Source organism: Oribacterium sinus, assembly GCF_014202695.1.
In the GTDB taxonomy this organism is placed as follows: domain Bacteria; phylum Bacillota; class Clostridia; order Lachnospirales; family Lachnospiraceae; genus Oribacterium; species Oribacterium sinus.
In genome coordinates, this window is sequence record NZ_JACHHH010000006.1 from 1 (window position 1) to 21520 (window position 21520).

General features: G+C 43.1%; 16 protein-coding genes and 1 tRNA gene. All 17 read left to right on the top strand.

The genetic code is table 11. The features are described from left to right. Window positions 1-271: 271 nt before the first annotated feature. The 17 genes from HNQ46_RS06455 (at window position 272) to HNQ46_RS06535 (ending at window position 21491) form a co-directional block, all read left to right on the top strand. Window positions 272-344 (top strand) — tRNA-Thr (locus HNQ46_RS06455). 143 nt (window positions 345-487) lie between these two features. Further along, window positions 488-1018 (top strand): NusG domain II-containing protein, encoded by a 531-nt coding sequence (locus HNQ46_RS06460; protein ID WP_183683966.1) that lies wholly within the window; start codon window positions 488-490, stop codon window positions 1016-1018. Window positions 1019-1119: 101 nt separating this feature from the next. Further along, window positions 1120-2118 (top strand): C40 family peptidase, encoded by a 999-nt coding sequence (locus HNQ46_RS06465; RefSeq protein ID WP_183683968.1) that lies wholly within the window; start codon window positions 1120-1122, stop codon window positions 2116-2118. Between the two features lie 215 nt (window positions 2119-2333). Next, window positions 2334-4706, top strand: a complete 2373-nt coding sequence (locus HNQ46_RS06470; RefSeq protein ID WP_183683969.1) for a carbohydrate-binding domain-containing protein — start codon at window positions 2334-2336, stop codon at window positions 4704-4706. Between the two features lie 156 nt (window positions 4707-4862). After that, on the top strand, window positions 4863-5582 hold the full coding sequence (locus tag HNQ46_RS06475; RefSeq protein ID WP_243155873.1) for a L,D-transpeptidase family protein: 720 nt from the start codon (window positions 4863-4865) through the stop codon (window positions 5580-5582). A 140-nt stretch (window positions 5583-5722) separates the two neighbouring features. Next, window positions 5723-6580: a YitT family protein gene (locus tag HNQ46_RS06480; RefSeq protein ID WP_183683971.1), complete on the top strand. Its 858-nt coding sequence runs from the start codon at window positions 5723-5725 to the stop codon at window positions 6578-6580. Further along, the gene (locus HNQ46_RS06485) at window positions 6546-7697 is read left to right on the top strand and encodes a hypothetical protein (protein ID WP_183683972.1); all 1152 of its coding nucleotides are present in this window, start codon (window positions 6546-6548) and stop codon (window positions 7695-7697) included. Before HNQ46_RS06480 ends, HNQ46_RS06485 begins: the two co-directional genes overlap by 35 nt. A gap of 8 nt (window positions 7698-7705) precedes the next feature. Beyond that, entirely contained in the window at window positions 7706-8677 is a 972-nt protein-coding gene (locus tag HNQ46_RS06490; RefSeq protein WP_183683973.1) for a tRNA dihydrouridine synthase, read from the top strand. Then, window positions 8668-9756 (top strand): flagellin lysine-N-methylase, encoded by a 1089-nt coding sequence (gene fliB, locus HNQ46_RS06495; RefSeq protein WP_183683974.1) that lies wholly within the window; start codon window positions 8668-8670, stop codon window positions 9754-9756. Before HNQ46_RS06490 ends, fliB begins: the two co-directional genes overlap by 10 nt. Window positions 9757-9905: 149 nt before the next feature. Beyond that, window positions 9906-11390 carry a DUF1846 domain-containing protein gene (locus HNQ46_RS06500; protein WP_183683975.1) on the top strand — a complete coding sequence of 495 codons (1485 nt, stop codon included), beginning with the start codon at window positions 9906-9908 and terminating at the stop codon, window positions 11388-11390. 326 nt (window positions 11391-11716) lie between these two features. Beyond that, window positions 11717-13552, top strand: coding sequence for an NAD(P)-binding protein (locus HNQ46_RS06505; protein ID WP_183683976.1), 1836 nt, complete (start codon window positions 11717-11719; stop codon window positions 13550-13552). Further along, on the top strand, window positions 13546-15279 hold the full coding sequence (locus tag HNQ46_RS06510) for a [FeFe] hydrogenase, group A (protein ID WP_183684086.1): 1734 nt from the start codon (window positions 13546-13548) through the stop codon (window positions 15277-15279). Before HNQ46_RS06505 ends, HNQ46_RS06510 begins: the two co-directional genes overlap by 7 nt. A gap of 399 nt (window positions 15280-15678) precedes the next feature. Continuing rightward, a complete protein-coding gene (locus HNQ46_RS06515; RefSeq protein ID WP_183683977.1) occupies window positions 15679-16596 on the top strand; it encodes an ABC transporter permease in 918 nt (305 codons plus the stop codon). Between the two features lie 10 nt (window positions 16597-16606). After that, window positions 16607-17659, top strand: coding sequence for an ABC transporter permease (locus HNQ46_RS06520; protein WP_183683978.1), 1053 nt, complete (start codon window positions 16607-16609; stop codon window positions 17657-17659). 10 nt (window positions 17660-17669) lie between these two features. Next, window positions 17670-18674: an ABC transporter ATP-binding protein gene (locus HNQ46_RS06525; protein ID WP_183683979.1), complete on the top strand. Its 1005-nt coding sequence runs from the start codon at window positions 17670-17672 to the stop codon at window positions 18672-18674. Beyond that, complete coding sequence (locus tag HNQ46_RS06530; protein ID WP_183683980.1) at window positions 18675-19655, top strand: ABC transporter ATP-binding protein; 981 nt, start codon at window positions 18675-18677, stop codon at window positions 19653-19655. A gap of 159 nt (window positions 19656-19814) precedes the next feature. Beyond that, window positions 19815-21491: a peptide ABC transporter substrate-binding protein gene (locus HNQ46_RS06535; protein ID WP_183683981.1), complete on the top strand. Its 1677-nt coding sequence runs from the start codon at window positions 19815-19817 to the stop codon at window positions 21489-21491. Window positions 21492-21520: the final 29 nt, after the last annotated feature.

Genomic DNA, 21520 nt, shown 5'->3' on the forward strand with positions numbered 1-21520 from the left:
TTTAGACTTTGTTCTATAAAGAGTCGGTCTTCTAAAGAAAGATGTTTTTGGTTACCGGGAATAATTTTACTCATAATAAACTCCTTCCATTGCTGTCAGAAGGAGCTCTAAACATACCATGAGAAATGTGAAAGAGAAAATATCAACTGTGCAGAAGTAAAATCTACCGGGAGACAGATGAGTGGAATTTACTTTTTCATTTTTGGAAGCGGAATAAGCTTGTATTTCGCTCTTGCCATGGAGAAAGAAGCTGTGCTATACTGCGGGGGATGCCACAATAGCACAGTCGGTAGTGCATCTGATTCGTAATCAGAAGGTCACCAGTTCAAGTCTGGTTTGTGGCCTCTCTTTAGTGGGGAAGCAGAGTAGGCTTCCCTGCTTTTTTATTCATAACGAGTATCGATTGCAAAGCGTGCGATATCTCGTTTCATTGGTGATTTTTTTTGAGTAAAACGGTCGATAGATAAGATAGGGAGTTGAAATAGTTATGGAAGTGCAGGGAAAGGAAGAAAAGAAAACAAGCATGGAGTCGGAGCTTTCTGAAGCAAAGGAAAAGCAGAACTTGGCGGATAAGAATGGTTCACCGGAAGGGGAGAAGAGAAAGGAACAAAAGAGAGTCCTTATCATTCTTCTTCTTGTATGTCTGATGGCAGCTTTATCTTTTTTTCTTCCAAAGGCTTTTGCCAAAAAGGATGCCAGAAAGGTACAGATTTTAAAAAACGGAATTGTTCTGATTGAAAAAAATCTCTCGGAAAACAGCAAAATTTTGATTATGGATAACGAGGCCAGAGAAGTGGACTTTAAGGAAAATCTGGCATCCCTTTCCGAAGATGAGGTAAATCCTGCAAAACATGAGGTGAACTTTATAGAAATTAAGGATGGAAAGGTGCTTTGTACCGAATCCAACTGTAATAATCAAATCTGTGTACGGACCCCGGCCATCAGTGTGGAAAATCCGGACCTGCCCATTGTGTGTCTGCCCCATGGCTTAATCATTCAAATTATTACAAAATCCTAACATTTCCCCGGATTAGCTTACAAATCTCATTTCGAACTTGCGAAAAAAGAAGCTATGCTTTATCATGCAGATGTATCATTTTATTAAAAAAGGAAAAGAAAATGAAGAAGAATTGGAAAATTTTAGTAGTGAACTCTATTTGTCTGATTTCTCTTTTTTCTGCCATCCCGGCTTATGCAGGTCGTTGGCAGAAGGGAAACGGCAAGAACAGCAATAAATGGTGGTACAATCATCAGGATGGAACCTATCCAAAGGCTACCTGGGCTTGGATTGACGGTAACGGTGACGGCATTGCAGAGTGCTATTATTTTGATGCCAACGGATGGCTAAAGTCCAATACCACGGTGGAGGGATATAAGGTAGATACTACCGGTGCCTGGCTTAAAGATGGTGTTGTGCAGGTGAAGGCTATCGGAGAAGCGGGAGTTTATACCAACGGTAAGAGCGAGTCCAGCTCCGGAACCATTGATGTGATGGGTTCTGACTTGGATTTGGGAACAGCAGTTTCCGATCAGGAAAACCAGAAGCCTTCTGTGGAGAAAAAGAGCTCCGCTTCCAAGAAGGCAAGTGCAAAGGAAGAAAAGAAGAGCGGACAGGATGTTCTGGAGGTTTCCGGCTCTTATTCCGGCCCCGAAGTGGAAGGGGACAGCAATCTTGCAACGGAAAAACCTGCTAAGAATAAGGCTGAGAATTTCAGCGGAAATGTTGGAAACAGTGCACAGGATTTAAAGAAGTCCGAGGCAACGGAGTTAATCAGCTATGCCCGTTCCTTCATTGCAGTACTTCCCTATAAGGTGGCAGGAACTTCTCTTAGTACCGGTGCGGATTGTTCCGGATTTACCCAGGAGGTATTTAAGAAATTCGGTATTTCCATCCCCAGAGATTCCCGTTCCCAGTATGCTTCTGCACAGAAGATTTCCGCGGAAGAGTTACAGCCCGGTGATTTAGTATTTTACGGTTCCTCCCCAAGTACCATTTATCATGTGGGAATTTATTCCGGAAACGGAACCATTATTCACTGTACAAGAACCGGTGACTTTGTTCGAGAGCACGATGTTTTCTACAAGAAGCCATACGGATACGGAAGATACACAAAATAATTTTCTTTTCTTAAATTCTATAGATAAAAAAATCAGCAAAAAGATCGATAGATTCGGCTCATACGGATTTATCGGTCTTTTTTTCATGTTTGAAACTTTCTGACATTCTTTCAGTTTCATTTCAGCAAAGCTTTCTATACTGGGGCTATCTCAAAAAGAAAGGAGATGTTGAAATTGAAAAAGCAGAACATATTCTTTTTGGGAACAAGAAAAGGATGAAAAAGGGAATCTATGGAAAAATGAAGAAGGATTATTTTAGGGAGAATTATTTATCTGAAGAGTACAGAAAGGAAAAGAAAAAAATGAAGAAGAAAATGAAGGTAAATTACAATAAGCTTGCAGCCTTGGCTTTAGGTCTGGGATTAAGTAGCATTATGGTGGCCTGTGGAAGTACAGCCAATGCGGCACAGAATAAAACAGTGAGCAATAATACACAAGCTACAAGCCAAAAGCCGGCGGAAAAGTCTACGGGAAGTGAAACCAAGATTACCGTGGAAAACGGAGAGATTAAAACAAACGGAAATGGCGTTTCTGTAGAGGGGAAAACCATTACCATTTCCGCTGCGGGGAACTACAGACTTTCCGGAAATTTGGAGGACGGTCAGGTGGTGATTGCGGCGGGAGATACCCATAAGGTCAACTTGGTTTTGGATAACTTCAGCATCAGCAACAAGGAAACAGCTCCTATTTATGGGAAGACCTCCGGGGATTTCACCCTAACTTTGGCGGAGAATTCCAAGAACTCTGTACAGGATCTTAGAGCGGCCAATACCGCAGAAGACAGCAATTCCAATTCTTCCAATAAAAAGACAGAGGATATTCCCGATGCGGCAATTTACAGTAAATCCGATTTAATATTAAGCGGAAGCGGTAGTCTGGATGTCAAAGGAAATTATGAGGACGGAATTCATGGTAAAGACAGCTTAACGATTGAAGGCGGAAACTATACTGTCGAGGCTACAAAGCACGGCATTAATGGTAAGGACAATCTGACTATCAATGATGGAAGCTTTACGATTACTGCAGGACAGGACGGCTTTAACACCAATGGAGATATGACGGTATCTAAAGGAAGCTATAGCCTTTCCGTTTCTGATGACGGTATGCATGCAGACGGTAAGCTGGTGGTAAATGAAGGAACGGTAAATATCGAGAACTCCAATGAGGGACTGGAGGGCGCTTCTATTGATATTAATGGAGGTACAATTACCGTAAAGTCTCAGGACGACGGTTTAAATGCGGCAAGCGACAGCAATTCAGGAAATGAATTTGCCGCACAGGAAGGAGTATATATCAATATCAATGGCGGTACCCTTCGGGTAAATGCAGGAGGTGACGGTCTGGATTCCAACGGAGACTTAAACATTAGCGGCGGAACTCTTATAGTAGATGGCGCCGGACACGGAAACGGACCTTTAGATTACAATGGAACAGGAACCATTACCGGCGGTACGGTTTTGGTAGCCGGAAACAACGAAATGTTCCAGACCTTTGACGGAAACAGCTCTACCCAGGCCTTTATGGTAGATTATCTCAGCAATAATCAAAATGCGGGAAGCACAATTAAAATTACTGACAGCAAGGAAAAAGAAATCTTCAATGTTTCCGATTTGCTAAACAGCTACGGTGTAGTGCTGTTCTCCTCTCCGGAGCTTAGCAATAATCAGAGCTATAAGCTTTCTATAGGAGATACTACTGAAGAATTTACCGTAAGTTCTATTGCTAATACTATTGGAAATGGAAATGCTATGGGCGGCGGAATGGGCCATGGCGGCCCACAGGGAGCTGCTCCAAATAAAGGCTTTAACGGCGGACAAAATGGAGGCCAGAATGGCGGCGGTCCGCAGGGCGGCCCTCCAAACGGAGGCTTTAATGGCGGACAAAATGGAGGACAGAATGGCGGCGGTCCACAGGGCGGTGCTCCAAACGGAGGCTTTAATGGCGGACAAAATGGAGGACAGAATGGCGGCGGTCCACAGGGTGGCCCTCCAAACGGAGGATTCCAAGGCGGCATGAACGGCAACCAGGGCATGCCCGGTGATAGGGGCGGATTCTCCGGTGGAGATGGCAACAACTTCCCCGGTAATCCCCCCGACGACAATGGCATGGGAATGCCTCCAATGAATAACGGTCAAGGAATGGAACGAGGAGGCATGAATGGTGAGCAGGGAATGCCCGGTGACAGAGGACAGGGCGGCATGAATGGCAGTCAAGGAATGCCCGGCGGAAGAGGTCAGAGAGGAATGAATGGAAATCAGGGAATGCCCGGTGACAGAGGACAGGGCAGCATGAACAATGGTCAGGGAATGGAAAGAGGAAGCAGAACGGATGGACAGGAAAGTAAGAAGAATAAGCAGAAGAATTCAAAATCTTCCAATAGTCAATCTCAAAAGAATTCGAACAAGAAAAATGTAGGTACATCCGATAAGAATGATGGAAATACTTCCAAGAACAATACTAAGAAGAAGTCTGACAACAGTTCTCAGAATCAGTCCGGCAAGAATTCCAAGAATAATTCTTCAAAGAAGAATACTCAGGCTGGAAATAAACAGGCTACTCAGGGAACAGAGAGTAATCAGGCAGGATAAATTTAAATAAGCTAAGGGTATGAATTCTATTTTTCCTTTACAAGCTTTCCTGAATTGGATATGATGTTATGGATTGTATCAAGATATTTCAGAGCGAAAAAGGAAAGGAAAGCTATGAATTTATTCTCTCAAAAGAAACAGCAAAAAAAGACTAAGATGGTACTTACAAGTGTCCTGATTCTTAGTCTTTTTTGCCTGTCTATGATATTTACAGCATTTGCAGGTCCGGGGGAGCTTTATCAGAAAAAACTGGAATCCCAAACTTCCACGTCCAATAACGATACGGAGATTCGGATTGGCAAAAAACTATTCCAAACAGAGGCAGGAAAAAAGGAAGATCAGCTTCTTGTAATGCTGGACCATGAATTAAGCCTTTGGAACAAGGGAGAGGATCGCTATTATTTACAGTGGAAAACATACAACGGTTATGGCAGAAACGGTTTGAAAGAAGGAACGGAAAGAAAGGAAGGGGACGGAACCACTCCTTTAGGTGCTTATCCCATTTCCTTTGCCTTCGGCTTTCCTAGCTCTGTAAATACAAAGCTTCCTTATAAGCAGATTCAAAGGACTTCCTATTGGTCCGGAGAGAAAAATACTTACAATACCTGGGTGGAAAGTCCTACGAAGATTACCGGGGAAAGATTGTATTCCTATAAGATTTGCTATGAAAAGGCTTTGGCCATCGGATTTAATCAAAATCCCGTAGTATTTGGTAGGGGCTCCGCTATTTTCTTACATATCAAGGCGCCGGATACCTGGGAGAGCTCCGGCTGTATCACCATTGAAAAGCAGGCGATGGAAGACTTACTTCCTTTACTAAAGGAGAAGCTGAGTATTATTACCTTACAAAAAGAGGATGAACTTCAAAAGTATTAAAATATTAGGAAGCACCTAAAGAGCTTTAAAGAGTATGAAAGTTTTTGAAGAGCATAAAAGTTTTTAAGGCGTTTTAAGACATTTTTATAAAATGTTGCAAGGAACTATGGAATGGAATCCATAGTATTGAAGGAGGAGAAATGGATAACAAGAAAAAACGTTTAATTCGGGACTATTGTTATATGATTATAGGCTCCCTATTAATTTCCATTGCCTCCAAAAATATTTATGATCCGGCAGGATTAATTATCGGAGGAGTTTCCGGTATATCCATTATCCTTCGACACTTATTCGGTCTGCCCTTGTGGTTAAGTAATACCGTTATTAATATTCCGCTTTTTGGTCTTGGATATCTCACTAAGGGATGGAAATTTATTGCCAGAACCATATTTGCCACCATGCTATGCTCCTTTATTTTGTATGTACTTCCGGATTATACTCTGATTCCTGCAGATGATTTATTTTTAGACTCTGTGATTGGTGCCATTCTTATGGGAATTGGCTGCGGCTTGGTCTTTGCGGCATCCAGCACTACCGGTGGAACGGATTTGATGGCTGCGATTATTCAAACTCGCTTTAAGCATATATCCATTGCGAAGCTTTTACAGTTCTGCGACGGTGCTGTAGTGCTTTGGGGATTACAGCTCTTTGGGGTAACCAAGGCCTGCTATGCCATTGTATCCGTATATGTTTTCACCAAACTTTGTGATTCCTTTATTGACGGTATGCACTTTGCTAAGGCGGTTACTATTATTTCCAATAAGGGAGAGGAAATTTCTCAATGGATTATGAAAGAGCTGGAACGAGGCGTTACCGGTATTGATGCGAAGGGAATGTATACCAGACAGGGAATTACCATGCTGTACTGTGTGCTGAGTCCAAGAGAGGTGACCAGAGTGAAGGACCAGGTTTACAGTATGGATGATAAAGCATTCTTTATCATTTCCGATGTGCGGGAAGTACATGGCGAGGGTTTTATCAATCATAATGAAGATTAAAAGCATTACCATTCGTAAATCCAAAAATATTGTATTGCTTATCATGGCAGGATTGGTGCTTCTATCCTGCCTTTTTCAGTATCCGGATTTCTCTTTTCTAAAGGGTTTTCCCGTAGAGAAGTATTTCTCCATGCTTTCCATTCTGCTTCTGTCCGTGTATTTGATGGAAAGCCAATATTTGCATCATTTGGTGTACAAGCAGTTAAACCGCAGTAAAACAAGAAAAGGCTTATCCCGCAGACTGATTTTCTTTAGCTTTCTATTTTCTACCTTTTTTGGAGATACTTTGAGTCTGTTTGTGATGATTCCCATCACATTGGACAGCCTGGGAAAAGAAAAAAATTGTAAATATCTTTTGGTGCATACTCTGGTTCTACAGGTTTTGGCCGGAGAGATCGGAAGTTTTCTCTTTCCCTACACCAGCCTTTCTTCCCTATATTTGTTTTTAGAATATGGCTATAGCTTTCTGTCCTTCTTACGGATTAGCTTTATCTTCTTTCTTTTTGGAGGAATTTTTTTGCTTCCCTATGTACTGATTTTAAAAGAGGAAGAAAATGACGTATTTCAGGGGAATTTCAGGGAAAGCAGATTGGACACCAATTCCCTGCTTCATTTTTTTGTGTTTTCCATTTTTATTTTTTTATCCTATCTAAGAATTCTTCCGATTCTTTTGCTTTTCCCCATTCTTAGCTTTTATACGCTTATCTTTCGAAGAAGAATTTTCTTAAAGCTGGATGGCTTTCTATTTCTTTTTCTCTTTTTGATTTTGCTGTTAAAGGAAAGTACCTATCATAGTGCATTGCTTAGCCGCTTGTTTGGAGAATGGATTCTTGCCCATGAGACCGGTAGAGGCTTTATTCTGTCGGAAATTTTCACAAGACTTCCTGCCGCTGTACTGTTGTCCTCCTTCAGCACCAAGGGAAGACAGCTGATTGTGGCTTCCATATTATCCACGATTCACCCCTTGGCGTTAAACTATAGCAGTATTATGGCTATTGTTTTCTTACGTAAAGCTAAGCTTGTGAACCTGAAGCTTTTTCTTTTGCATTATCTTATGGTACATGGACAAATGCTGATTATTCTGCTGTTTTTGGCCTTTTTCACCGGAAATTTTTAGGAGAGATTATGAAGTATTATTTTGCCCCATTGGAATCCATTACAGGCTATCCTCTTAGGAATGCCCATAGAGCTTTATTTCCGGAAACGGATGGATATTTTAGTCCCTTTATTTCTTCCAATGAGGAAGGACATTATACCGGAAGAATTGAACGAGATTGTGCAGTAGAGAACAATAATAGCTTAGTGCTGATTCCCCAAATTATGGGAAATCGTCCGGAGTTTGTTCATGCGACTATGGAATATCTTGAGGGGTTGGGATATCAAGAGTGTAATTTAAATCTGGGCTGTCCCAGCGGGACCGTGGTGGCTAAGGGGAAAGGCTCCGGCATGCTTAGAAATCCAATGGTATTGGAAGACTTCTTTCAAGAGCTTTTTTCCTTGCTGAAGAATTCGAAAATGAAGGTCTCCATAAAGACAAGAATAGGTTTAAATACAGAAGGAGAATGGGAAGAGCTTTTTGCGGTATTCAATCATTTTCCTTTTTCGGAAATCATCGTTCATCCCAGAACCCAAAAGCAGTATTATTCCGGCCGAGTGAATTTATCTTGTTTTCAAAATATTTGTAAATGCTCTAAGCTTCCCCTTGTATATAACGGAGATGTGGAAACAGGGGAGGATATTTTGTTTCTACAGGAAAAGTTTCCCCGGATTCAGGGGATAATGTGCGGACGAGGGCTCCTGTCCAATCCGGCTCTTTTTCGGGAGGCTCGAGGCGGAAAGGTTTTGGAGGAAGGAGAGTTTAAGGACTTTCTCAGTTTGGTGGAAGAGAATTTTGCCAAAGAAATTCAAGGAGAAAGAAATATATTGGCAAAGTACAAAGAATTTTGGAGTTATTTTGCCAAGTCCTACCGGGGCGGAGATAAGGGCTTAAAGGAGATTCGAAAGGCTAAAAATTTGGCGGAATACAAGGCGGCCAAATATCGCTTTTTTGCAGAAAGCCATTTTCAGGTAAGGGAGGGATTAAGCCTATGCTTTTAGAGTATCCTCTTTTTTATCCGGATTTTGCCTGTATAGGGAAGGCTTGTAAAGACAGCTGTTGCAAAGACTGGTTAATTGACATTGATTTTGATACTGCGGAAAAATATCAAAAAATGGGCGGTGCTTTAGGAGAGAAACTTAGCAAGAAGCTCCATAAAAAGGACGGCGAATTTTATTTTGAGGTGGAGAAGGATGGAAGATGTCCATTTCTTCAGGAGGATGGTCTTTGTGAAATTCAGAGAGAAAGGGGAGAAGAGGAGCTTTCCAAGGTCTGCGATGCTTATCCCAGAAAGGAATATATTGTTCATCCTTATATGCAGCTGGATCTGCATTTATCCTGTGAAGAGGCAGCTAAGGCTATTCTGTCCTGGAAAGGGGAACTGATTAGGGAAGAGGTGGAGGATGAAAGAATTTCCGAAGAGGAGGATATGCCGGAAAATAACTTTGACCGTAACGGACAGAATGAAAACCTGGTTTCTCTTTTGGCTTTTCGACAAAGTCTTTGGGAGGCCTTACCCGACTTTCCTAAGGATATTCATGGATTTTTTGCGGAGCTGAAAACGGTATTTTTACAGGGAGAAGAGATTTTGTTTTATGAAAATACAGCTTTTCCATATTGTAAAGAATTGGAAGCCTTGGAAAACGGATTAACGGAGCCGTTTTTTTCAGAGGAAAGCTTTAGAGAATATTGCAAAATGAATGAGGAAATTCAAGGGAGAGGCGAATTGTGGAAGAGTTTTCAGACCATTTTTCATAGGGCGGAAAAGGATTTGCAGAATAAAATGCAAAGCTTTTACAGAGAAAGAGAAAAGCTATATTTGGAAGAGTTTTGCAGATATTACACGTTTCGCTACTTAATGACAGGGTTAAAGAAAAAATCCATTTTGCCTTTATTTCATCTTATCAGAAAGTGTATTCTTTGGATGGTTTATACGGATTCGCTCTTACAATATTATGCAAAGGAAGAGGAAAAAAAGCTTTTCTTCTATGGGGAGGAAAAGGCCTTTTTCAGGGTAGCGGTATTCTTTTCCAAAGAGGTGGAACACCAAAAAAAGAATATGGATTTATTTCTGGAATAAAGAATAAAAAAACAGATGCAAAAATTTCAAAAAGCAGTATAATAGCTTTTTTGTTGTAGGGGATTTGGAGTGGATTTCATGCAAAATGAATCTTCCGAAAAGAGCTTTTTTAAAAATGTGGCAGTTTAGTAAAAAAATAGGAGGGAAAGATGGACAAGATCGGTTTTGATAATGAGCAGTATTTAAAAACCCAGTCAGAGCATATCAAGGAAAGAATTGCGAAGTTCGGCGGGAAGCTATATCTGGAATTTGGCGGAAAACTCTTTGACGACTATCATGCCAGCAGAGTATTGCCCGGATTTCATCCGGACAGTAAGATTCGGATGCTGGGAGAGCTTAAGGATGATGCGGAAATCGTGATTGCTATCCATGCCGGTGATATAGAGAAGAATAAGGTCAGAGGCGATTTGGGCATTACCTATGATATGGATGTGCTTCGTTTAATTGACGCCTTCCGGGGATATGGCCTTTATGTGGGTTCCGTGGTTTTAACTCGTTTTACCGGTCAGGAAAGCGCTATTGCTTATCAGCGTAAGCTTGAGTCCCTGGGAATAAAGGTCTATCGCCACTATTCCATTCCTTCCTATCCCTCCAATGTTCCCCTGATTATCAGTGACGAGGGCTTCGGAAAAAATGATTATATTGAAACCTCCCGCTCCTTGATTGTGGTAACAGCACCGGGACCGGGGTCAGGAAAGATGGCCGTTTGTCTTTCTCAGCTTTATCAAGAGCATAAGCATGGGGTAAATGCAGGATATGCCAAGTTTGAGACCTTCCCGATTTGGAATATTCCCTTGCAGCACCCTGTAAACCTGGCCTATGAAGCTGCTACAGCAGATTTAAATGATATCAATATGATTGACCCATATCATTTGGAGGCTTACGGTGTAAGCACCGTAAACTATAATCGTGATGTGGAGGTCTTTCCGGTCTTAAAGGCCATGTTTAATAAAATTTACGGAAGCTCTCCCTACCAGTCACCTACGGATATGGGAGTCAATATGGCCGGAAACTGTATTATCGATGAGGACGCGGTTTGTAAGGCCTCTCAACAGGAAATTATCCGAAGATATTACGCGGCTTTGGTAGAAAAAAGAAAGGGAAGCATTTCTTCCGATATAGTGGAGAAGGAAGAGCTTTTAATGGAGAAAGCCAATATCAGTATTGCGGATCGTCCCGTTGTTGCTGCTGCAAAACAAAAGGCGGAACTGACCAATGGCCCCGCTGCCGCAATTTCTCTTCCGGATGGCAGTATTGTTACCGGAAAGACCACTCCTTTATTGGGAGCTTGTGCAGCCATGCTGCTTAATGCATTGAAAAAATGTGCGGGACTTCCGGATGATTTAAAGGTGATTTCTCCGGAAATCATCGAGCCTATTCAGCATTTAAAGGTGGAGCATCTGGGAAATCATAATCCAAGACTTCATACCGATGAGATTTTGATTGCTTTAACAATTTCCGCCAATACGGATGAAAATGCGGAGAAGTGTATGGAGCAGCTGGCACAGCTCAATCAGTGTGAAATGCATTCCACGGTGATTCTTTCTCAGATTGATGAGAAAACCCTTGGAAAATTGGGAATTCGTTTAAGCTGTGAGCCACAGTATCAAAATAAAAAATTATTCCATTCCTAAACGTCGGATGCGTAAAGGGAATCAGTACAATAGAGCTATCCTATATTGTTTATCGGATACATAATTTAGAAAAAACTGTCGGGGAAATACTTATTGAAAGATAAAATAAGTCCTTGACGGTTTTTTCTTTTTTTATAATTGTTAGTGTATACTAACAAAAAAACGACCTGTTAATTTTTTGTCTATTATGCACTCTGCACAAAAAATTAATTCTTTTTTTAAACAGAAAGAAAAAGTTTTTTGTGTTATACTGCGAGTATGAACCCTAAGCTAGGGATGGAAGAGTCTATAGCAAGACGCAATAGCGTCTTGGCAAAGGAGAAAAAATGAGCAGGTTAATAATTGTAACTGAAAATGAAGCCCAAAAAACCGTAGAAGGCCTTTACCGAGACATAGAGCGAAGAATTCAGGCGTCCCAGCCTGGTCTTTGTCCTGTTGACTTGGCGGAGGCTTTTGTTCATGTATGTCATTCCCAATCCTGTGGAAAGTGTACTCCCTGTAGAGTGGGACTTGGACAGTTGGAAGGTCTGATTGAATCCGTATTGGACGGTTCTGCGGATATGGATACTTTAAAGACCATTGAGAAAACTGCAGAAGGAATCTATAACTCTGCAGATTGCGCCATCGGATTTGAAGCGGCGAAGATGGTGCTTAGAGGAATCCGCGGTTTCTACGAGGACTATGCGGAGCATGTACAGCATGGACGTTGTTTTGCCAAGCTAAGCCAGCCGGTTCCTTGCGTATCCCTTTGTCCTGCCCATGTAGACGTTCCCGGATATGTTTCTTTGATTCATGAAGGTCGTTACGGAGATGCGGTACAGTTGATTCGAAAGGATAATCCCTTCCCTGCTGCCTGCGGTTTAATCTGCGAGCATCCCTGTGAGCTTCGTTGCAGAAGAACCATGGTGGATAAGGCGATTAATATTCGTGGACTTAAGCGCTATGCGGTGGAGCATGAGGGAGAGATTCCCGCACCGAAGATTATGGATAAGACCGGAAAGAAGATTGCTATCGTAGGTGGCGGTCCCTCCGGCTTAAGTGCTGCTTATTACCTTAGCATTATGGGACATGATGTTATGGTATATGAGCAGAGAAAGCAGCTGGGAGGAATGCTCCGTTATGGAATTCCGGCTTATAGACTTCCCAGAGAAATCCTGGATCACGAAATTGACGGCTTAAAGAAGGCCGGCTTCCAGGTTAAGACGGATGTCTCCATCGGACATGATATCAGCTTAAAGGATTTAAGAAAGCAGTATGATGCGGTTTACGTATCTATCGGTGCCCACACAGATAAGAAGCTGGGTATTCCGGGAGAAGATGCTCAGGGCGTAATTTCCGCTGTAGAGATGCTTAGAAATATTGGAGATGATGATTATCCCGATTTTAGCGGCTTGAATGTCATTGTAGTGGGCGGAGGAAACGTGGCTATGGACGTGGCGCGTTCCGCAATTCGTCTGGGAGCAAAGACCGTAAAGATTGCCTACAGAAGACGTAGAGTAGATATGACCGCTCTACCGGAAGAGGTAGAGGGCGCAATCGCAGACGGTTGCGATATCGTAGAGCTTCATTCCCCGGTTCGCATTGAGAAGGATGAGAATGGACATTGTAAGGGTCTGGTGCTTAAGCCCCAGATTATTGGAGGAGTACGTTATGGAAGACCTTCCCCCAAGGATTCTCAGGCACCTGAAGTAGAGCTTAAGGCAGATCTGGTTCTGGTAGCCATCGGTCAGGGTATCGACTTCCGTAAGTTCGAGGAATATCAGGAAATTCCTATTGAATCCGGAAGAATTAATGCCTTAGATACCTCTGCACTGAAGGATGTTGACGGCATTTTTGCAGGAGGAGACTGTGTAACCGGTCCTGCAACCGTAATTCGTGCGATTGCTGCAGGAAAGACTGCTGCGGCTAACATCGATGAGTACCTTGGCTACTGCCATGAGATTACCTCTGAAATCGAACTTCCACCGGTTCGTTTCGATGACAATGCACCTACCGGCCGTGTCAATATGAAAGAGCGTCCTGCCGATGAGCGGGTTAAGGACTTTAAGCTTATGGAGTACGGCATGACAGATGAAGAGGCTTGCCAAGAGTCGGGCAGATGTCTTCACTGTGATCACTTTGGTTATGGTATCTTTAAGGGAGGCAGAGAATGCAAATGGTAAATTGTACAATCGATGGAAAAAAAGTATGTGTTCCGGAGCATACCACCATCCTGGAAGCGGCTAAGGAAATTGGCGTTTATATCCCTACCCTCTGCTACTTCAAAGGCTTAAATGAAATTGGTGCTTGCCGTGTCTGCGTTGTAGAGGTGGAAGGAGACCAGAGACTCCATGCCGCTTGTAACAGCCCTGTGCTGGAGGGAATGGTAGTGCATACCAATTCCAAAAAGGCAAGAGAGGCCAGAAAATGTAACGTAGAGCTGATTTTATCTCAGCACAATGTTACCTGCACCACCTGTGTTCGTTCCGGGAACTGTGCGTTACAGCACGTTGCCAATGACTTAAATATTATGGGAGAAAGCTTTCCTAAGGATTTACCGAAGCAAAAGGGATCCAAAAGCTTCCCCTTGATTCGAGAATATGACAAATGTATTAAGTGTATGCGTTGTATTCAGGTCTGCGATAAGATTCAGGCTACCCATGTTTGGGATGTTATCAACAGTGGCGGAAAGAGTACGGTAGATGTTCGGGATTTCTATCGTTTGGAGGATTCCCCCTGTTCTCTTTGCGGACAGTGTATTACCCATTGTCCTGTAGGTGCTCTTAGAGAAAGAGATGATACGGATAAGGTTTTGGATGCTTTAGATGATCCGGAGACCATTGTACTGGCACAGATCGCCCCATCCATTCGTACGGCATGGGGAGAGGAATTCGGCTTGGATGCGGAAGAAGCCTCTGTGCAGAGACTGGCCAGCTGCTTAAAGGAAATGGGATTTGACTATGTATTCGATACCGACTTTGCAGCGGATTTAACCATTATGGAGGAAGCTTCCGAGTTCTTACATAAGTTAACCCATCAGGAAGGGGACTTCCCTATGTTTACCAGCTGCTGTCCGGGTTGGGTTAGATTTATTAAGAGTCATTATCCCGAGTATATTCCGCAGGTTTCTACCTCCAAGTCTCCCCAGCAGATGTTCGGTGCTATTGCCAAGAGCTATTATGCGGATATTTTAAAGGTAAGCCCTAAGAAAATCTTCTCTGTCAGCATCATGCCTTGTCTTGCGAAAAAAGCGGAATGCTCCTATCCCAATATGACGGACAGCGAAGGCAATTTTGATGTAGATGTAGCTTTAACCACAAGAGAGGTGAATCGATTGATTCGGGCTATGCATATTTCACCCAAGAAGATGAAGGATGTAGAGCTGGATATGCCTTTAGGACTGGGCTCCGGTGCAGGTAATATTTTCGGTGCAACCGGCGGTGTTATGGAGGCGGCTTTACGTTCCGCATATTATCTGGCAACAGGAGAGAATCCGAATCCGGACGCTTTCAAGGATGTAAGAGGAATGGACGGCTGGAAAGAATCCTCCTTTGATATTGCCGGCAATAAGCTAAAGATTGCCGTAGTTAACGGATTGGCCAATGCAGATCGCCTTTTAACAGCTCTAAAGAAGGGACAGGTGCATTATGACTTTGTAGAAGTCATGGCCTGCCCGGGAGGTTGTGTAGGCGGTGGTGGCCAGCCGATTCATGATCAGAAGGAAATGGCTGCCCATCGTGCACCGGTTCTCTATAAGCAGGATCGGGAAGGAACCCTTCGTTTCTGTCATGAGAATCCTTCTATCAAGCTGGTTTACCAGGATTATCTGGAGAAACCCCTATCTGAAAGAGCGGAAGAGCTTCTGCATACCAGTCAAAAGGGCTGGCTGATGCCGGGAGAAAGTGAATAAGATATTTTTCTACCATAGAGTTTTTTATCCTATACGGAGATGGGACTGTAAAAATCAAAATAGTTTTCTTGTTTTGATTTTTTACAGTCCCTTCTCTTTTTTTGCTCTAAAGCAGATATTGCACACCGGGCGGGTAATACTCGTTAAGATTATAAATTCATTTTTATTCATTAGTGCGAATAAAAATGATGAGTTTATGCGATATTAAAGACACAAAATAGAGTCTTTATTTGGTTGTGTCTTTTGATAAAATTAAAAAATTTATTGATAAAAAGAAAGATTCCAAGAATTGTCTAAAAAAAATGCAATCTGATGCCCAAAATTCATTTTATTGTGTCTTGAAAGTCCGGGGCATATCGTGTATATTTCTCTGTAAATTCATTAAAGAAGGAGGGCGCTATGCCAAAGTATATTTTAAAAAGGGCGATTATGTCCTTAATTACAGCCTTTTTGGTAGCAACATTAACATTTTTTGTTATGAATATGGTTCCGGGAGGGCCGTTCTTGTCCGAGAAGGCAGTAACGCCTCAGGCCCAGGCTGCTATGGAGGCGAAATATGGTTTGGATAAGCCCTTATTTCAGCAATACACCACCTATATGACCGGCATTTTAAAGGGAGACTTCGGTTTATCCATTAAGAAGAGGGGAAGAACGGTATCCCAGATTATCGGGACAAAGTTTCCGGTTTCCGCGAAGGTGGGAGGACTTGCCCTAATCCTTGCAGTTTGCACCGGAATTCCTTTAGGGGCTGTAGCCGCATTTAACAGAGGAAAGTTTATTGATAACCTTTTGGTGGTTTTATCCACTGCAGGAATAGCCATTCCTTCCTTTCTGTCCTCTACGATTTTAATTTATATCTTCACCACGAAGTTAAAATGGCTACCTTCTCTTGGCTTAAAGGATGCCCAAAGCTATATTATGCCGGTGGTGGCCTTGGCTTTATATCCCACCTTCTATATGGCACGATTGATGCGTTCTTCCATGCTGGATGTTATGGGGCAGGATTATATGAGAACCGCAAAGGCCAAGGGGGTTACAACTTTTAAAGCAATTTTCAAGCATGCCTTACGAAATGCAATCTTACCGGTAATTACTTATCTTGGACCCTTGCTTGCCGCTTTAATGACCGGTTCTTTCATCATTGAAAAGATTTTCAATATTCCGGGACTTGGTTCGGAGTTCGTAAGCTCTATTACCAGCCGAGATTATCCCATGATTATGGGAACCACCATTTTCCTGGCGGTATTTATTATTATCATGAACCTTTTCGTGGATATTGCTTATGCGATTGTGGATCCGAGAATTAAATTAAAGTAAGGAGAATAAAATGGAAGAAATAAAGAATAATCCCTTGAGCCTTCAGTGGAGCTTGGAAGATTTTACTCCGGCTTCTGTGGAGGATAAGGAGTCTCTGGTCTTTATGAGAGAATCCGTAAGCTTCTGGAAGGACGGCTTGCATCGTTTCCGGAAAAATAAAATTGCCATGAGTGCCCTGTTTATTGTTTTTTTGATTACTATTTGCTGCTTTCTGATACCCGGCGTTTATCCCTATAAGTATGAACAGCAGATGAAGGGCTCGGAGCGTTTGGCTCCCATGCAGTACTCAAAGACGGAGCAGAAGCAAATTGATGCAGGGGAAAAGGTTTTTCCGCATCTTTTGGGAACGGATCAAAATGGTCGTGACTATATGATTCGTGTACTGGTAGGAGGAAGAGTCTCCATGACGGTAGGTCTTGTGGCTTCCGTTTTGATCCTGGTCATTGGCTCCATATTTGGGGCAATCGCCGGATACTTCGGCGGATTAGTGGATATGATCATGATGCGTATTGTGGATATTATCTACACGGTTCCCGACGTACTGATTATTATTCTTTTGGCCCAGACCTTGAAGTTCCCTCTGGAAGCATTGGCCAGCAAACCGGGCTTTGCCTGGATGCAAAAGCTTGGCTCCAATATGATTTCCATGTTTATCGTATTTGCTTTGCTGTACTGGGTGGGAATGGCCAGAATCGTCCGTTCTCAGATTATGGTTTTAAAGCAGAGTGAGTATGTTACCGCGGCAAAGGCTTTGGGTGCAGGATCCGGTCGTATTATCTTTAAGCATTTGATTGTGAACTGTATCGGTACCCTGATTGTAACCACTACCTTACAGATTCCCAGTTCCATTTTTACCGAGTCCTTCCTTTCCTTTTTAGGACTGGGTGTACAGGCACCGATGCCATCTTTGGGATCTTTGGCCAGTGCCGCTTTAAACGGATTCCAAACCTATCCGGAAAAACTTTTTGCCCCGGCTTTCTTGATTTTTATTATCATTTTAAGCTTTAACCTTTTGGGAGATGGCCTGCGTGATGCCTTTGACCCGAAATTGAAACAGCAGTAAGGAGGAAAATATGTCCGGTCAATATCTTGTGGATATTCAAGAAGAGCGTTTATCCTTCTTTACTCCGGCAGGAGAGGTAAAGGCTTTAAATAACGTTACCCTGCAAATGCGCGAGGGAGAAGTTTTAGGAATTGTTGGAGAATCCGGTTCCGGAAAATCCGTTACCGCCTACTCCATTATGGGACTTACCGCCCAGAATGGTAAGATTGTGGGAGGCTCGGTAGAGTTTAATGGCCATAAAATCCATGAAATGAGTGAAAAGGAGCTTCGGAAGATTCGGGGAAATGAGGTCAGCATTATTTTCCAGGATCCTATGACCTCTTTGAATCCGGTATGGACTGTTGGAAATCAGATTGCGGAAGCGGTTTCCCTTCATACGGATAAAAAGGGAAGAGCGGCTATGGCGAGAGCCAAGGAGCTTTTGGAATTGGTTGGTATCAATGAGCCGGAGAAGCGATTAAAGCAGTATCCCCATGAGCTTTCAGGAGGTATGCGGCAAAGAGTAATGATTGCCATTGCCTTAGCCTGTGAACCCAAGCTTTTAATTGCGGATGAGCCTACTACGGCCTTGGACGTAACCATTCAGGCACAGATTTTAGAGCTGATGCAGGAGTTAAAGCAGAAATTGGGCATGGGAATTATTATGATTACCCATGACTTAGGGGTTGTGGCCTCCATGTGCGATTATATTGCAGTAATGTATGCCGGAGAAATCGTGGAATACGGGACAACGGATGATATTTTCTATAATCCGAAGCATGAATACACCAAGGGACTGCTGCGTTCCATTCCCAAGTTCCATGAGCATGATTATTCCAAGCTGGTACCTATCGAAGGACAGCCGGTGGATCTTCTGAATCCCCCAAAGGGTTGCGGCTTTGCGCCAAGATGCAGTAACTGTATGAAGCTTTGTCTAACCCATAAGCCGGAGAAGAATCAGTATGAGGGTGTGCATTATGCCAGATGTTTTATGCAACAGAAGGAAGACTTTTTGAAGGAAAGGGGGGAAGCATAAATGCCGGAGCGTTTATTAGAGGTAAGTCACTTAAAGCAGTATTTTCCTGTGGCAGGAAGCAATAAGGTGGTTAAGGCTGTGGATGATGTTTCCTTCTTTATCAATAAGGGAGAAACCTTTGGTCTGGTAGGAGAGTCCGGCTGCGGCAAAACTACAACAGGCCGTTCTATCCTTCGTTTAACAGAGCCTACCGGCGGAAGTATCACTTATGGCGGAGAAGTCATCTTTGATGCGGAAAAGAAAATCAAGAAGAATATGCTTCCCTACAGAAGGAAGATGCAGATTGTTTTCCAAGACCCTTACGCATCTTTGGATCCCAGAATGACTGTAGAGGATATTGTTGGGGAGGCTATAGATATTCATAAGCTTTGTAAGTCAAAGGCGGAGCGTAGAGAAAAAATTCTTTCTCTGCTTTCTACAGTAGGTCTGAACTCGGAGCATGCCAACCGTTATCCTCACGAGTTCTCCGGAGGACAGCGGCAAAGAATCGGCATTGCCAGAGCCCTGGCAGTGGATCCTGAATTTATCGTTTGTGATGAGCCGGTTTCTGCTTTGGACGTGTCCATCCAGGCTCAGGTGGTGAATATGTTTGAGGATTTGCAAGAGGAGCTGGGATTGACCTATCTCTTCATCGCCCATGATTTATCTATCGTAAATCATATTTCCTCCAGAATCGGGGTAATGTATCTGGGGCATTTGGTGGAGCTGGCGGATAGTGATACCATCACCTTCCATTCACTGCATCCTTATACCAAGTCCTTAATTTCTGCGGTTCCCATTGCAGATCCAAAGGTGGCCAGAGCATCCCATAGAATTATCTTATCCGGAGATGTCCCATCCCCGGTAAATCCGCCATCAGGTTGTCCCTTCCGCACCCGTTGTCCCTATGCAGACGGTTTATGTGCGGAGAAGAAGCCGGAATTTAAAGAGGTGGAAAGCGGACATTTTGCAGCCTGTCATCATTTAGACAGGGTGAATTAAGAGATAAAGCCATACTGTCATAATAGGAATAACAGTAAGGTGGGGTGTTTAATCCTGTTGCAATACATGAGGTTTAGGAGTGATTCGAAAGCTTATGAGCAACGAATAGGCTCCTTCCTATATAGACACTATGACCAATTTTTTAGAAGGGAGAATTTTATGAGAAAAGCAAAGTACCTACTTCCCATTGCGGCCTTGAGTTTGGCCTTTTTGGTATCCTGTGGTGGAGCCGATAAGAGCAAACAGGAATCTGCAAAGGGAGAGAGCGGCAGTCAGGCTGCTGAGGCTTCTGAAGCTTCCGCAGGTGGAGAACTTAATGTTCAGGTTGGTTCCTCTCCGGAAACCATGGATCCTGCTTTAAACTCTGCATCTGATGGAGCCACCTATATTCTGCATGCCTTTACCGGATTACTCAGCATTGATAAGAATTCCGATGTTGTGCCCGGACTTGCGGAAAAATGGGAACATTCCGATGACGGACTTACTTGGACTTTTCATCTTCGTCCCGACTTAAAGTGGTCTGACGGAACGGATTTAACGGCGGAGGACTTCGTATATAGCTGGAAGCGCTTGGCAGATCCCGCCTTGGCAGCTCCCTACGGATATGATTTACTAAGTGTGGTGGCAGGTTATGAAGAGGCTTCCAACGGGGATCTGGATGCTTTACAGGTTTCCGCTCCGGATAAAGATACCTTTGTGGTAAAGCTAAGTAGCCCCTGCACCTTCTTTGATCAGATTGCAGCATTTGTTTCTACAGCTCCCGTACAGAAAAAGACGGTAGAAGAAAATGGAGATGCCTGGGCAACAAAGCCGGAAACTTATGTCAGCAGCGGACCTTATCGCATGACGGAATATGTGGATGGGGATAGAATCGTTTATGAGAAGAATCCGTATTATTATGACAAGGATAATATCACCTTTGATAAGATTGTTTGGCATCTGATTGAAGATGGAAACTCTGTTTATACCGCTTACAATCAGGGAGAATTGGATTTGGCAAAAACCCTTCCTTCCGAGGAGATTCCAAGTCTTAAGGGAAATGAGGAATTTCACTTGGATCCGATGATGGGTACCTATTATATCAGCTTTAATATCCAGAAGGCTCCCTTTAACGATCCTAAGGTAAGAGAGGCTCTTTCCTTAGCAGTGGATAGAGATTATGTGGCCAATACCATTATGCAGGGAACCTATACTCCCGCAAACAATCTGGTTGGTCCCGGAATTAGTGATGCCGGGGAGAACTCCTCCTTTGAAGAGGTGACCAAAGAAAAGTACGGTAATTTCTTTGATAACAGTAAATACGAAGAGAACCTTGCAAAAGCCAAGGAATTACTGGCTGAAGCAGGCTACCCAAACGGACAGGGATTCCCGACATTTTCCTACCTGACCAATGATGCCAGCTACCATAAGCCTGTAGCAGAGTACCTGCAAAATGCTTGGGGGCAGTTGGGACTGACCATGAACATCGATATCCAGGAGTGGAAGACTGTAACCGCAAATCGCCGTTCCGGAAACTATGATGTGGCAAGAAACGGTTGGGTAATGGATTACAACGATCCTTCCAATATGATTAACCTCTTTGAAACCGGAAACGGTAACAATGACGGTAAGTACAGCAATCCGGATTTTGATGCTTTGGTGGACAAGGCGAGAAAGACTGCAAATGTAGAGGAGCACTATGATTATCTGCATCAGGCGGAGCAGGTTCTGTTAAAGGACTATGGCGCTTGCCCTGTGGCTTACTACACGGAGTTTTATCTGGAGAAGCCAAACTTAAGCAATGTTTGGCATACCCCAACGGGATATTTCCTGTTTATGTATGGTAAGAAAGCTTAAAAGAAATTTAAAAAGTATATAAAAGAAAA

What these genes read in the sequence shown, in the direction of transcription:
- HNQ46_RS06500 (WP_183683975.1), top strand. Translation starts at nt 9,906, where the DNA reads ATGGACAAGATCGGTTTTGATAATGAGCAGTATTTAAAAACCCAGTCA.
- HNQ46_RS06515 (WP_183683977.1), top strand. Translation starts at nt 15,679, where the DNA reads ATGCCAAAGTATATTTTAAAAAGGGCGATTATGTCCTTAATTACAGCC.
- fliB (WP_183683974.1), top strand. Translation starts at nt 8,668, where the DNA reads ATGCTTTTAGAGTATCCTCTTTTTTATCCGGATTTTGCCTGTATAGGG.
- HNQ46_RS06485 (WP_183683972.1), top strand. Translation starts at nt 6,546, where the DNA reads ATGGCGAGGGTTTTATCAATCATAATGAAGATTAAAAGCATTACCATT.
- HNQ46_RS06530 (WP_183683980.1), top strand. Translation starts at nt 18,675, where the DNA reads ATGCCGGAGCGTTTATTAGAGGTAAGTCACTTAAAGCAGTATTTTCCT.
- HNQ46_RS06510 (WP_183684086.1), top strand. Translation starts at nt 13,546, where the DNA reads ATGGTAAATTGTACAATCGATGGAAAAAAAGTATGTGTTCCGGAGCAT.
- HNQ46_RS06460 (WP_183683966.1), top strand. Translation starts at nt 488, where the DNA reads ATGGAAGTGCAGGGAAAGGAAGAAAAGAAAACAAGCATGGAGTCGGAG.
- HNQ46_RS06535 (WP_183683981.1), top strand. Translation starts at nt 19,815, where the DNA reads ATGAGAAAAGCAAAGTACCTACTTCCCATTGCGGCCTTGAGTTTGGCC.
- HNQ46_RS06505 (WP_183683976.1), top strand. Translation starts at nt 11,717, where the DNA reads ATGAGCAGGTTAATAATTGTAACTGAAAATGAAGCCCAAAAAACCGTA.
- HNQ46_RS06475 (WP_243155873.1), top strand. Translation starts at nt 4,863, where the DNA reads ATGGTACTTACAAGTGTCCTGATTCTTAGTCTTTTTTGCCTGTCTATG.
- HNQ46_RS06470 (WP_183683969.1), top strand. Translation starts at nt 2,334, where the DNA reads ATGAAAAAGGGAATCTATGGAAAAATGAAGAAGGATTATTTTAGGGAG.
- HNQ46_RS06490 (WP_183683973.1), top strand. Translation starts at nt 7,706, where the DNA reads ATGAAGTATTATTTTGCCCCATTGGAATCCATTACAGGCTATCCTCTT.
- HNQ46_RS06520 (WP_183683978.1), top strand. Translation starts at nt 16,607, where the DNA reads ATGGAAGAAATAAAGAATAATCCCTTGAGCCTTCAGTGGAGCTTGGAA.
- HNQ46_RS06525 (WP_183683979.1), top strand. Translation starts at nt 17,670, where the DNA reads ATGTCCGGTCAATATCTTGTGGATATTCAAGAAGAGCGTTTATCCTTC.
- HNQ46_RS06465 (WP_183683968.1), top strand. Translation starts at nt 1,120, where the DNA reads ATGAAGAAGAATTGGAAAATTTTAGTAGTGAACTCTATTTGTCTGATT.
- HNQ46_RS06480 (WP_183683971.1), top strand. Translation starts at nt 5,723, where the DNA reads ATGGATAACAAGAAAAAACGTTTAATTCGGGACTATTGTTATATGATT.